General features: G+C 66.5%; 13 protein-coding genes. 8 read left to right on the forward strand and 5 right to left on the reverse strand.

Annotated features, from left to right (window positions below):
* Positions 1 to 21 precede the first annotated feature (21 nt).
* Positions 22 to 348 (reverse strand): NIPSNAP family protein, encoded by a 327-nt coding sequence (locus LRC39_RS14520; RefSeq protein ID WP_164633546.1) that lies wholly within the window; start codon positions 346 to 348, stop codon positions 22 to 24.
* A 110-nt stretch (positions 349 to 458) separates the two neighbouring features.
* Between LRC39_RS14520 and LRC39_RS14525 the strand changes: the two genes are divergently transcribed.
* Together LRC39_RS14525 and LRC39_RS14530 are read left to right on the forward strand one after the other, a co-directional pair.
* A complete protein-coding gene (locus LRC39_RS14525; RefSeq protein ID WP_346294760.1) occupies positions 459 to 710 on the forward strand; it encodes a BrnT family toxin in 252 nt (83 codons plus the stop codon).
* Entirely contained in the window at positions 700 to 975 is a 276-nt protein-coding gene (locus tag LRC39_RS14530; RefSeq protein WP_107355878.1) for a BrnA antitoxin family protein, read from the forward strand. Before LRC39_RS14525 ends, LRC39_RS14530 begins: the two co-directional genes overlap by 11 nt.
* A gap of 34 nt (positions 976 to 1009) precedes the next feature.
* Here LRC39_RS14530 and LRC39_RS14535 read toward each other — a convergent pair whose 3' ends face one another.
* The gene (locus tag LRC39_RS14535; protein WP_346294761.1) at positions 1010 to 1867 is read right to left on the reverse strand and encodes a hypothetical protein; all 858 of its coding nucleotides are present in this window, start codon (positions 1865 to 1867) and stop codon (positions 1010 to 1012) included.
* 129 nt (positions 1868 to 1996) lie between these two features.
* Between LRC39_RS14535 and LRC39_RS14540 the strand changes: the two genes are divergently transcribed.
* A complete protein-coding gene (locus LRC39_RS14540; protein ID WP_346294762.1) occupies positions 1997 to 2374 on the forward strand; it encodes a PAAR domain-containing protein in 378 nt (125 codons plus the stop codon).
* Positions 2375 to 2546: 172 nt separating this feature from the next.
* Positions 2547 to 5102, forward strand: coding sequence for a CHAT domain-containing protein (locus tag LRC39_RS14545; RefSeq protein WP_346294763.1), 2556 nt, complete (start codon positions 2547 to 2549; stop codon positions 5100 to 5102).
* 13 nt (positions 5103 to 5115) lie between these two features.
* Here the strand turns inward: LRC39_RS14545 and LRC39_RS14550 are convergent, their stop codons facing one another.
* The 3 genes from LRC39_RS14550 to tpiA all read right to left on the reverse strand — a co-directional run bounded on the left by LRC39_RS14550 (position 5116) and on the right by tpiA (position 8271).
* A complete protein-coding gene (locus tag LRC39_RS14550) occupies positions 5116 to 6747 on the reverse strand; it encodes a CTP synthase (RefSeq protein ID WP_107355881.1) in 1632 nt (543 codons plus the stop codon).
* 167 nt (positions 6748 to 6914) lie between these two features.
* Positions 6915 to 7319 (reverse strand): preprotein translocase subunit SecG, encoded by a 405-nt coding sequence (gene secG, locus LRC39_RS14555; RefSeq protein WP_107344789.1) that lies wholly within the window; start codon positions 7317 to 7319, stop codon positions 6915 to 6917.
* A gap of 175 nt (positions 7320 to 7494) precedes the next feature.
* Entirely contained in the window at positions 7495 to 8271 is a 777-nt protein-coding gene (tpiA, locus tag LRC39_RS14560; protein ID WP_107344790.1) for a triose-phosphate isomerase, read from the reverse strand.
* A 257-nt stretch (positions 8272 to 8528) separates the two neighbouring features.
* On the opposite strand from tpiA, the gene LRC39_RS14565 reads away from it, so the two are divergent.
* From LRC39_RS14565 to moaC, 4 genes are all read left to right on the forward strand, one after another.
* Positions 8529 to 10430 carry a SurA N-terminal domain-containing protein gene (locus LRC39_RS14565; RefSeq protein ID WP_346294764.1) on the forward strand — a complete coding sequence of 634 codons (1902 nt, stop codon included), beginning with the start codon at positions 8529 to 8531 and terminating at the stop codon, positions 10428 to 10430.
* A gap of 36 nt (positions 10431 to 10466) precedes the next feature.
* The gene (gene trpD, locus LRC39_RS14570; protein WP_346294765.1) at positions 10467 to 11483 is read left to right on the forward strand and encodes an anthranilate phosphoribosyltransferase; all 1017 of its coding nucleotides are present in this window, start codon (positions 10467 to 10469) and stop codon (positions 11481 to 11483) included.
* A gap of 137 nt (positions 11484 to 11620) precedes the next feature.
* On the forward strand, positions 11621 to 12418 hold the full coding sequence (trpC, locus tag LRC39_RS14575; RefSeq protein ID WP_346294766.1) for an indole-3-glycerol phosphate synthase TrpC: 798 nt from the start codon (positions 11621 to 11623) through the stop codon (positions 12416 to 12418).
* A gap of 8 nt (positions 12419 to 12426) precedes the next feature.
* Positions 12427 to 12960, forward strand: a complete 534-nt coding sequence (moaC, locus tag LRC39_RS14580) for a cyclic pyranopterin monophosphate synthase MoaC (protein WP_264052444.1) — start codon at positions 12427 to 12429, stop codon at positions 12958 to 12960.
* Positions 12961 to 12979: the final 19 nt, after the last annotated feature.

Here is a 12979-nt window from a genome sequence, read left to right on the forward strand (position 1 = left end):
CGAAACTGATACTCATCCGAATTACTTCAGCGCCGAGAACGCGGTCGGCACCAACAGCTGATTGGTGATGGTGTCGACGATCTGGCCATCCTTCTCGGTTTCGGCCTTGGCGGCGAGCCATTCCGGATCGGTGGCGAATGCGGTCCATTTCTGCTCGCGCTCGGCAAGGCTCTCCCAGGCCAGCAGATAGGTCAATTCCTGGTTGGAAGCGCCGACCAGCGTGGTGAAGAATCCGGCCTGACGGATGCCGTGCTTCTCGAACAGCTTTAAGGTGATGGTCTCGAACCGCTTGAGGATCGCCGGCAGCTTGCCCGGCACACAGCGATAGACTCGCGACTCGTAGATCATGACGCCCTCCACATCGTTGTGGCGCTTATAGCGGTAAGCGACGGGGGTTGTCTTGCCCGCCGCGCAAGGAGCAGAGTTGCGCATTGCCATAGCAAATTGTATATACAGCAATGTCGGATTTCGACCCGGCCAAGGATGCGATCAACCGTGCCAAGCACGGCATCTCCCTGGCGCGTTGGGTCGATATCGATATGCAGGTGACCATCAAGGATAAACGGCGCGACTATGGCGAAGATCGCTATCGTGCCTACGGCTATATCGACGGCCTGCCATACTGTCTGGTCTTCGCCGACCGACATGGAAAAGTCCGGCCCAGTCTTCGTCGTGCTCACATGAAGGAGATTAGCCGCTATGTCACCTAGATCGAAAGAACCGGTCTTCGACGACGATAATCCTGAGTGGACCGAACAGGACTTCGCCAACGCGCGGCCGCCGGAAGAAATTCTACCGCCCGAGATCCTGGCGCAGTTCAAGAACACCCGCGGTCCGCAAAAGGCGCCGACCAAAGTCCCGGTGTCGATCCGGCTCAGCGCCGACGTGGTGGAGCACTACAAGGCGACCGGCCCGGGCTGGCAGTCCCGGATCGACGAGACGCTGCGCAAGGCAGCGAAGCTGAAGGCCGGCTAATTCCTGCCGATCGGCTGACGCAAACCGTGCGGCGTCAGCGCGGCTTCGGCGGCGGGATTTCGCCGGCGGTGGCCGCGGTCCGCGGGTCGACCAGCGTCACCTTGGCGCCGGGTTCGACGCCGAACAGCTTTCTGAAATGCTCCGGCCCGAGCAGTTTGGCCGCTTCGTCGATCAGGTGCTGGTTGCGGGCATTCAGCGCCTCGGCGCTGGGCTGGCCGGTGCCGGGCCAGGGCTGCGCCGCAAAGCGCTGCACCTCGCCGCGCAGCCGCAGCAGGCTGGCCAGCTTCGCCGGCTCGGTCGCCAGCACTTCTGTCGCGCGTCGTTCGAATTCGTCCACTGCGATGCCCTCGCCGCCCGCCACCACCGTCAGCCCGCCCGGCCGCGCCAGCCGCGCCACCAATTGCGCACCGCTGCACGAAGCAACCTTGGCGGCCCAGGCGGTGTGCTGCAGCCCGTAGGTGCCGTAGATGAAGCTCGACAGCGGATAGCCCCGCGCCTTGCTGACCGTCAGCGGCGGAACGCTGCCGTTCGCCGTCGCGTACAACACCTGATTGGCTAATTGGTGGCACACGCCGTCGACGCCGTAGGTGTAAATCGTGCCGCGCGCCGCCGCCGTGGTGTTGGAGTCCGCATTCGGCTGCACCAGGCACTGCGCCAGCTTGAGATTGCCGGACTGCTGGCCGAGCGCGCCGGTCGGATTGATCGGCGTTCCGCCTTGCGGATGAAACGATCCCCAGCAGTACCAGAACGACTGGCCTGCCACGACGACGTCGGCGATAGTGCTGTAGGGGTGAACCTGATTGTCGTAGCTGGTGACCCAGGTGTGGTCGACCGGGGATTCGGAAGACCAGGCCGGGGCGGCCCAGGCGTAGAGGTTGACCGAAGGTGTCATTTCCATTCCCCTGAAGAGAAGTCACCGGACACGTTACGGTTGCGATGAAAACATCATCCACCGCAGGGGGAATGTCCATCGCAGGTCATGGTCATTCACGGAAATCGCCGAACCACCAAGGAGTCAGGTATGGCCACACCACCCGAGCGTAGCGCCGGCGGCGCGCTGTGCCCTGCTTGTGGCGTAACCTCGGCGGTCGTTTTGCTGCTGATGCTGAGCGCCGCGTCGGCGTTGGCCGAATCGCCGGGAAGCGGAGCGCCGGGTGTTGTCACCGGCGGCAGTCAGGACGTGATGGTCGGCGGCAAGCCGGCGGCCCGCGCCGGCGACACCACCAGCGACGGCGCGATCGTCGAAGGCTCAAAAAATGTCTTCATCAACGGCAAGCCGGCGGCGATCGGCGGCAGCCGCACCGGCTGCGGCGGGGTGGTGATCGGCAGCGGCTCGGGCGTATTCATCAACGGCAAGCCGGTGGCACGCGCGGGCGACAGCACCGTGAACTGCAAGTAACGAGATCGCCCGGTCCGGCATGCCAGTTTCGTTACCGCCACGCCAATTCATCGGTCCTCGTTGTGCCGCTCGCCTGCTCCTCGCAGCGCTCGCCCTTCCCCCTGTGCTGGTTTCGACCTTCGCCACGCACGCCCAAGCGCAGCAGCGCGGAGCGCCGACCGAACGCGAACTCGTGGCGAAGATCAACGATGCGTTCCGTTCGCTGCAGGCCGGCGATCGCGCCGGCGGTCGCCAGCGTCTCACCGCCGCGCTGCGCGCCGTGCGTGATAGCAGCTATCACCCGCTGACCATCCAGGCCTATCTCAGCGCCGTCACCTTGTTTGAACGCCGCCGCGACACCGCCACGGCCTCCGAACTGTTCGCTGAGGCCGCCAACACCCGCGCCGCGCACGAGACGAGCCCCGAGGCCACCACGCTGTGGTTCGAATACGCCCGCTTCCTCGAGCGCACAGTCCAATACGAACGCGGCATTCCGGTCGCGGTCGAGGCGCGCAAGCGGATGCGCGAAAGCTATGGGGCGAACACCGCACAGGACATTGCCGGCAGCGATATCCTCGCCACGCTGCTGACCAACAACGGCGCCGTAGCAGCCGGGCTCAACCTGTCGGAAGAGACCTATCTCGGGGCGCGCCGGGCGCTCGGCGACAAGGAGCCGCTGACCTGGCGCACCGAGAACAACTACGCCGAAGCGCTGCGCATGGTCGGACATCCCGACCTCGCCGCCAAGATCGACGCGCCGCTGTTGAAGAAACGCATCGCGCATTACGGCGTCGGCAGCATCCAGGCGCTGGTCAGCGCCAGCAATCTCGCGCTCGACCATCTGGCGATGGGCAACGAGGCCGAGACCATGCAGGCGCTCGCGCTGCAGAAACGTTGCGCAGCCGAACTCGCCGATCCGACCTCCGAGCACGTCGCCCAGGCCGACACCTGGATCGCCTACGCCAAAGCCTACTTCCATCCCGACCGCGCGCTGAGCACGGCCGAGCTGGAAGCGACGACACGGGTGAAGGATTGGAACGGCGCGCCCGACCTGCTGCGGATCAAATCCGCGCAACTTGCAGCCGATCACTACGAACGTCGCGGCGATAGTGCGCGTGCGCTGACGCTGCGGCTCGACGCCTATCACCGCTCGCAGGAAACCATCGCTCGCCAGCATCCGATCACGTTCGACGCCCTGCTCGGCGTCGCCGTGACACGCCTGAAGCGCGGTGATCCTGATGCGCTGGCGACCTTCAAGGACGTCGAGCAGCAATCCTTCAACTGGATGCTGCGCGAGGTCGGCACCGCCGGCAACCGCTACGTCGCGGAGACGATGCGCAAGCTCGCCGACGATATCCTCTACGAATACGGCCGCTACGCGCTGATCGATCCAACGGCGGCGGTCGCCTATGCGGACGCCGTGTCGCGCTGGAAGACCATGGAGGACGGCGAGCGCACGTTGCTGCGGCTGACGCTCGACCGGCTGCCGGACGAGCCGACGCGCGAACTCGCGCGCACCGTGCTGCGGCTGTCCGGTCAGCAGCAGGAGATGCTGTCCTCCGGCAAGCTCGACGACGATGCCCGCGACGTGCTGAAGCGTCTGCAGGAGGCGCGGCAGCAGCTCGCCGCACGCGCCGGCACCAAGCCGCCGGCCGGTGTGCAACTGCCAACGGTCGACGACAAACTCGGGGCGACCGACGCGCTGGTCGATTTCTTCGTCAGCGGCCGCGGCAGCCGGATCAATCCTGCCGAACCGAAACCGGCCGCACGACTGCAGGCGGTGATCCACCGTCACGGCAAGCCGCCGCAGGTGATCGACCTCGGCCCGCTCGATAGCTTCACCGCCCCCAGCGTGGCCGACGCGGATCGCACCCAGCCGTTCCGGCGACTGTACGCGACGCTGATCGGGCCGCTGAAGCCGCAGCTCGCGGGCGTCACGCGGCTGTTTCTGGTGCCGGATGCAGACCTCTACAGCCTGCCGTTCGCGATGCTGCAGGACGGCAGCGGCCGCTATCTCGACGAGATCTACGACACCCGGATCCTGACCCGCGCCGACGCGATCGTGTTCGCCGAGCAGGACGACAAACTGCTCGCGGGAAGCAAGGCGGTGCTGGTCGGCGGGCTCGACTACGCCGGCGCGGCCAGTCAACTGCCCTCGACTAAAACCGAGATCGAGCGCATCGCGCCCGATCTGCAGCGCAGGGACATCGCCAACACGACGATGACCGGCAATGCCGGCGAAGCTACGATCCGCAGCAAGGCCGAAGGCGCCGCACTGCTACATCTCGCCACCCACGGCTTCTACAAGGCGGCGACCGATCGCACCGACGCGCTGTGGCGCAGCGGCCTCGTCGCCGCCCGTCCCCTGCTCGACCGCCCGCCGCGGCGCGACGGCGACGACGGCGTGATCTACGCCCGCGAACTGATGGACTGGAATCTGTCGGCCGCCGACCTCGTCGTGCTGTCGGCCTGCCAGACCGCGCTCGGCGATCCGAGCCGGATCGGCAGCGTCCGCGGTCTGCCGACCGCACTGGCGATCGCCGGTGCGCGGCGCTCGCTCCTGACGCTGTGGGAAGTCAGTGACGAAGGCACCGCGAATTTCATGGCGCGGCTGTACCAGGTGCTCGCCGACGACAATCTCGACTACGCCTCGGCGCTACGCCAAGTCCGCATCGAGGCGATCCACGGCAAGATCAAAGCCGCCGAAGACCCGTCCGTCTGGGCGGCGTTCGTGCTGTTCGAGAACTAACTGCCGAACCGCCTTACACCAGCCGACTTTGCACCAGCGCCGCCTGGACGAACGAGGCGAACAGCGGGTGCGGGTCGAACGGGCGCGACTTCAGTTCGGGGTGGAACTGGACGCCGATGAACCACGGGTGATCCTCGTATTCGACGATCTCCGGCAGCACGCCGTCCGGCGACATGCCGGAGAATTTCAGACCGTGCTGTTCGAGCCGGTCCTTATAGGCGGTGTTTACCTCGTAACGGTGGCGATGACGCTCCGAAATCTCGGTGGCGCCACCATAGACTTGGCTAACCCGGCTGCCGCGCTTGAGCGACGCCGGATAGGCGCCGAGCCGCATCGTGCCGCCGAGATCGCCGGCCTGGGACCGCTTCTCCAGCTCGTTGCCGCGCACCCATTCGGTCATCAGGCCGACCAGCGGCTCCGGCGTCGGACCGAACTCGGTCGAGTTGGCCTGCTCGATCCCCGCAAGGTTTCGCGCCGCTTCAATCACCGCCATCTGCATGCCGAAGCAGATGCCGAAATACGGCACGTTGCGCTCGCGCGCGAACCGCGCCGCCTCGATCTTGCCCTCGGCGCCACGCTGGCCGAAGCCGCCGGGCACCAGGATGCCGTTGACGTGCTCGAGGAACGGCGCCGGGTCCTCGTTCTCGAACACCTCGCTCTCGATCCAGTCGAGCTTGACCTGGACCTTGTTGGCGATGCCGCCGTGGCTAAGCGCCTCGATCAGCGACTTATAGGCGTCCTTCATTCCGGTGTACTTGCCGACGATCGCGATCGTCACCGCGCCCTCGGGATTGCGGATCCGCTCGTTGATCTCATGCCAGCGCGCCAGCTGCGGCGGCTCTTTAGCAGCGATCGCAAACGCCGCCAGCACTTCGTCGTCGAGCCCGGCGGCGTGATACGCCTCCGGCACCGCGTAAATGTTGTCGACGTCGCGCGCCTCGATCACGGCGCTTTCCCGGACATTGCAGAACAGACCGAGCTTGCGCCGCTCTTCCTTGGGAATCTCGCGGTCGGTGCGGCACAGCAGGATGTCCGGCTGGATGCCGATCGAGCGCAGCTCCTTGACCGAATGCTGGGTCGGCTTGGTCTTCAGTTCGCCGGCGCTCGGGATGTAGGGCAGCAGCGTCAGGTGGATGTAGATCACGTCGCCGCGCGGCAGATCATTCTTGATCTGACGGATCGCCTCGAAGAACGGCAGGCCCTCGATGTCGCCGACGGTGCCGCCGATCTCGACCAGCACGAAGTCGTAGCCGTCATTGTCGCTGACGATGAATTCCTTGATCGCGTTGGTGACGTGCGGGACCACCTGGATGGTGGCGCCGAGATAGTCGCCACGGCGTTCCTTGGTCAGAATGTCCTGGTAGATCCGGCCGGTGGTGATGTTGTCCTGCTTGGTCGCAGGCCGCCCGGTGAACCGTTCGTAGTGGCCGAGATCGAGGTCGGTCTCGGCGCCGTCGTCGGTCACGAACACTTCGCCGTGCTGATACGGCGACATCGTTCCGGGATCGAGGTTGAGATAGGGATCGAGCTTACGAAGCCGGACTTTGTAGCCACGCGCCTGCAGCAGCGCACCGAGTGCCGCTGATGCCAGACCCTTGCCGAGCGAGGAGACCACGCCGCCGGTGATGAAGATATACCGCGCCATGGGACTTTACCTTTAATGCCGCCGGTCCGATTCGCCAAAGCGATTCGCAACCCCTCGGGCAGTTTGACGAATGCCTGTGGGTGACGCTGAAAACTCAGCTATTTCAGACGATTGCTAAAGGGGCCTCAGACCAGATGCGAGGCCCCGTCAGCGCATATCGGCAATGCTTACTGCGACTGCGGCGGGGTCGGTGCCGCAGGCGCGGCCGGTGCCGCCGGCTGCTGGTTCTGCTGCTGATCGGTCTGCTTCAGCGTGTCGAGCAGACCACCGCCCTGCGATAGCGGCGGCGCCGGCTGTCCCGGGGCCTGCTGCTGAATCGGCGCGGCGGTCGGCAGGATCGTTGTCGGCTTACGGTTGTAGCTCGCCAGCCAGGTGAGCAGCAGGCTGGTGGCGAAGAACCCGGCCGCGAGAATCGCCGTGGTGCGCGTCAGCAGGTTGGCGGTGCCGCGACTCGACATGAAACCGCCACCACCGCCGACGCCCAGGCCACCGCCTTCGGACTTCTGCAGAAGCACCACGCCGATCAGGCCCAGCACGAACATCAGGTGAATGACGATAATGACAGTCTGCATCGTACCCTTCCATCGCAAGCCAACGCCGCCGAATGGCCGATAGGCGCCGGCGGGCGGCTGCTCGACAGGCTTGCGGGATAAATGAAGTCGCGCGGTGTCTACACGATCGCGCGGGGATTTGTCACCCCCGCGCCGCGCCGGAAACGCCGCAGGAATACCGCTTGGCGCGGTTTAGTTAGGGGCAGCCCGCCGCAATCGCAAGGAAATCGGATGCCTTCAGGCTGGCGCCGCCGATCAGCGCGCCGTTGACATGCGGCACCGCCAGCAATTCGCGGGCGTTCGAGGGCTTCACCGAGCCGCCATACAGGATCCGCATGGTCTCGCCGGCCGCACCGAACCGATCGCTCAAAGTCTTGCGGATAAAGCCATGAACTTCCTCGACATCGGCCGCCGTCGGGGTGCGGCCGGTGCCGATCGCCCAGACCGGCTCGTAGGCCACCACCAGATTCGCCGCGGTCGCGCCGTCCGGCAGCGAGCCGGCCAGCATGCCGGCGACCACGTCGAGGGTGTGGCCGGCATCGCGTTCGCCCTGAGTCTCGCCGACGCAGACGATCGCCACCAGCCCGGCGCGCCACACCGCCTGTGCCTTGGCGCGGACGATTGCGTCGTTTTCAGCATGGTCGGCGCGGCGCTCGGAATGGCCGACGATGATCGCAGCCGCGCCGGCATCGGCCAGCATCTCGGCGGCGATATCGCCGGTGTGAGCGCCCGATGCATTGGCGTGGCAATCTTGACCGCCGATCGAGAACGGCAGCGCCTTGCCGGCGTGCGCCTCCGCGACTCGCGCCGCGAAGCTCGCGACCAGCGTCGCCGGCGGGCAGACCAACAGATCGATGCCCTGCGGCAGCTCCGCGGCGCCTTTCAGCATCGCGTCGAGCTCGGCCACCGAATCCTTCAGGCCGTTCATCTTCCAGTTTCCAGCAATCAGAGGACGAACGGCGGGGACCGGCATGAGCACTCTCGCAATAAAGGGTTGAACCGTTCCGCTAGCAGAGCCGATTGCGAGACTCAAGGAGACGTGAACGCGAGTGCTGCGGCGATCCGCAGCATCGGCCGCTGCAACGGGATGGCATCTGCACCGACCGCGACATTGGCTGCGGTTGCGACGCCCCAGACGGCACTTTATGATGGATTTTCAAGCCGGCGACGCTAGTTTGCCCCCCGCGCTGACCCAGCGCGGCCGGTTCCCTCCTGACAAAAAGTGACTCCATGCTCCGAGGAATGCGCAAAGCCTCATCCAACTGGATTGGCAAGACCATCATGACGATCGTGATGGGCGTCCTGATCGTCAGCTTCGGAGTCTGGGGTATTGCCGACGTATTCCGCGGCTTTGGCCGGTCGACGCTCGCCAAGATCGGCAGCACCGAAATTTCCACCGAGCAATTCCGCCAGACCTACAATGACCGTCTGCAGCAGATCGGCCGCCAGTTCGGCCGGCCGCTGACCCCGGATCAGGCGCGCGCGATCGGAATCGATCGCCAGGTGCTGCAGCAGACCATCGCCGAAGCCGCGCTCGACGAAGACGCGCGCCGGCTCGGGCTCGGCCAGTCCGACGCCGACACCATGAAGTCGATCCTGGAGGATCCGAACTTCAAGGGCGCCAACGGCCAGTTCGACGCCAATCGCTTCCAGCAGCTGATCCGCCAGTTCGGCTTCACCGAGCAGCGCTATCTGGCCGAGCAGCGCCGCGTCGCGCTCCGCCGCCAGATCGCCGGCAGCCTGACCGCCGGCCTCGAGCCGCCGAAGACGCTGATGCAGGCGCTGAGCCAATTTCAGAACGAGGAGCGCGCGATCGACTATTTGAAGCTGACTGACGCGCAGGCCGGCACCATCCCGGCGCCCTCGCCCGCCGACCTCACCGCGTTCTACGACTCGCACAAGGCGCAGTTCCGCGCCCCCGAGTATCGCAAGATCTCGTTCCTGGTGGTGACGCCGGAATCGATCGCCAAGTGGGCCGAGGTGTCGGACGCCGACGCGCAGAAGCTGTTCGAGCAGCGCAAGGACAAGCTGTCGACGCCGGAGAAGCGCCAGATCCTGCAGATCGTGTTCCCGAATGTCGAAGAGGCCCAGGCGGCCCGCGCCAAGATCGCCAGCGGCACCAGCTTCGCCGACCTCGCCAAGGAGCGCGGCGTCAAGCCGGCCGATCTCGATCTCGGCCAGGTCAGCCAGTCGGAGATGCTCGATCAGAAGGTCGCCGCGGCTGCGTTCGCGCTGCCGCTGAACGAAGTCAGCCAGCCGGTGCAGGGACAGTTCGGCACCGTGCTGCTCGAAGTCACCAAGATCGAACCCGGCAAGCAGCCGGACTACGCCAGCGTGGCGGCCAGCCTGAAGCGCGACCTCGCCCAGGAGCGCGCCCGCAAGCAGGTGCAGGAGCTGCACGACAAGATGGAAGACGCGCGCGGCGGCGGTGCCAGCGTCGTCGACGCAGCCAAGCAGCTCGGCCTCACCGCCGTGACGGTCGACGCGATCGACCGCGCCGGCCGCGGGCCGGACGGCGCGCCGGTGGCAGCGATCCCGCAAGGGCTCGAACTCGCCAACGCCGCCTTCAACAGCGAGCCGGGCGTCGACAACGACGCGATCAGCTTCCAGAACGGCTACGTCTGGTACGACATCCTCGGCATCATGCCGTCGCACGAGCGGCCGCTCGACGAGGTCAAGGACAAGGTCGAAGCCGGCTGGCGCGCCGAGCAGGTCACCGAGAAGCTGCGCAAGCTCGCGGCCGAGCTGGTGCAGAAGCTGCAGGGCGGCGCCAAGCTCGCGGACGTCGCGCCGGCCGGCGTCACCGTACAGACGGCCTCCGGCATCAAGCGCGAAGGCGCCGATGCCGGCCTGCCGAACACGGTGGTCGACGCGGTGTTCCGCACCGCCAAGGACGGCGCCGGCCAGGTTCAGGGCGGCAGCGCCACCGAGTGGTACGTGTTCCGCGTCACCGGCGACACGGTGCCGACCGCCGATCTCAACGCGCCGCAGATGCAGCAGTTGAAGGACAATCTGGTGCAGCGGCTGCGCGACGAACAGGTCGGCGAGTACATCGCCTGGCTGGAGAAGGACATCGGCACCAAGGTCAATCAGGAAGCGGTGGCGCAGGCAACGGGGGCGGCGACGAACTGACGGCGCAGTGCCGCCGTTTCGTCACCGAAAGGGACAATGGTTGATTTCAAATCGATTATCGCAAAGGTCGCGACCGGCGCGACGCTGACGCGCGACGAAGCCACCGACGCTTTCGACGCGATGATGTCCGGCGACGCGACGCCGTCGCAGATGGGCGCACTGCTGATGGGCCTCAGGGTCCGCGGCGAAACCGTCGACGAGATCACCGGCGCGGTGACCACGATGCGGTCCAAGATGCTGCCGGTCTCGGCGCCGGCGGACGCGGTGGACATCGTCGGAACCGGCGGTGACGGCTCCGGCTCGGTCAACGTGTCGACCTGCGCGTCGTTCGTGGTCGCCGGCTGCGGCGTCACCGTCGCCAAGCACGGCAACCGCGCGCTGTCGTCGAAATCCGGCGCCGCCGACGTGCTCGCCGCGCTCGGCGTCAAGATCGACATCACGCCCGAGCAGGTCGGCCGCTGCATCAACGAAGCCGGCATCGGCTTCATGTTCGCGCCGACGCATCATCCGGCGATGAAGAACGTCGGCCCGACCCGGGTCGAACTTGCGACCCGGACCATCTTCAATCTGCTCGGGCCGCTGTCCAACCCGGCCGGCGTCAAGCGGCAGATGATCGGCGTGTTCTCGCGGCAATGGGTGCAGCCGCTGGCGCAGGTGCTGAAGAATCTCGGCGCCGAGGCGGTCTGGGTGGTGCACGGCTCCGACGGCCTCGACGAGATCACGCTGTCCGGCACCACCGCGGTCGCCGAGCTGAAGAACGGCGAGATCACCAGCTTCGAGATCAGCCCCGAGGACGCCGGCCTGCCCCGCGCGCCGGCCGACGCGCTGAAGGGCGGCGACGCCCAGGCCAATGCGGTGGCGCTACGCGCCGTGCTGGAAGGCATGCCGGGTCCGTACCGCGACGTCGCCCTGCTCAACGCCGCCGCGACGCTGGTCGTCGCCGGCAAGGCCAAGGATCTGAAGGAAGGCGTCGCGCTCGGCACCCAGTCGATCGACAGCGGTGCGGCGGAGGCGCGGCTGAAGAAGCTGATCGCGGTGTCGTCAGCGGCGTGAATGAGCCGATGATTCAGATTCGTCATTGCGAGCGAAGCGAAGCAATCCAAAGGCTCCCTGCATTGAGCTCCTGGATTGCTTCGTCGCTTCGCTCCTCGCAATGACGACCCTCGTTTGCTGATGCGGGAGACCCCATCGTGTCCGACATCCTGACCAAGATCGAAGCCTATAAGCGCGAGGAGATCGCCGCCGCCAAGCGCGAGCGTCCGCTGGCTGCGGTCGAGGCGATCGCCCGTGAGGCGTCGCCGCCGCGCGGCTTCATCAAGGCGCTGCGCGCCAAGCAGGCGGCCGGCGACTACGGGCTGATTGCCGAGATCAAGAAGGCCTCGCCCTCGAAGGGCCTGATCCGCGCCGACTTCGATCCGCCGGCGCTGGCCCGCGCCTACGAGGCCGGCGGCGCGGCCTGCCTGTCGGTGCTGACCGATACGCCGTCGTTCCAGGGCAGCCTCGATTATCTCGTCGCCGCGCGTGCCGCGGTGTCGCTGCCGGCGCTGCGAAAGGACTTCATGTACGACACCTATCAGGTGGTCGAGGCCCGCGCCCACGGCGCCGATTGCATCCTGATCATCATGGCGGCGCTCGACGACGCCGCCGCCAAGGACATCGAGGACGCCGCGTTCGACCTCGGCATGGACGTACTGCTCGAAGTCCACAATGCGCCCGAGCTGGAGCGCGCGCTGAAGCTGCGGTCGCCGATGGTCGGCGTCAACAACCGCAACCTGCGCACCTTCGAAGTCACGCTGGCGACGAGCGAGGCGCTCGCGCCGCTGATCCCGAACGATCGCCTGATGGTCGGCGAAAGCGGCATCTTCACGCCCGCCGATCTCGCCCGCCTCGCCCACGTCGGGATGTCGACCTTCCTGGTCGGCGAAAGCCTGATGCGGCAGCAGGACGTCACCGCCGCCACCCGCGCGCTGCTGACGCGCGCGGCCTGAGGCGGAGCATGGCAAAGACAGCGAAGTCGAAATCCAAGCCAGAAGCGGCGGCGCCTGCCGCCCTCACCCATATCGGCGCCAGCGGCGAGGCGCGGATGGTGGACGTGTCGGAAAAACCCGCCACCGAACGCGTCGCAGTCGCGGAAGGCCGCGTGGTGATGAAGAAGGCGACGCTGGAGCTGATCCTCAGCGGCGACGCCAAGAAGGGCGACGTGCTCGGCACCGCGCGCGTCGCCGGCATCATGGCGGCCAAGCGCACCGCCGAACTGATCCCGCTGTGCCATCCGCTGGCGCTGTCGAAGGTCACGCTCGACATCACCCCGGACGCCAAGCTGCCGGGCTGCATCGTCCGCGCCACCGTCAAGGTCACCGGCCCGACCGGCGTCGAGATGGAAGCGCTGACCGCGGTGTCCGTCGCGTGCCTAACGATCTACGACATGATCAAGGCTGCCGAACGCGGCGTCCGGATCGAAGGCATCCATCTGATCGCCAAGACCGGCGGCAAGTCGGGCGACTACGTCGCGAGCGCGAGCCGAAAATAGGCTAACATCGGCGGGCTCT

Origin of the sequence: Rhodopseudomonas sp. P1 (assembly GCF_039642825.1) — a bacterium.
GTDB classification, from domain to species: Bacteria; Pseudomonadota; Alphaproteobacteria; order Rhizobiales; family Xanthobacteraceae; genus Rhodopseudomonas; species Rhodopseudomonas palustris_H.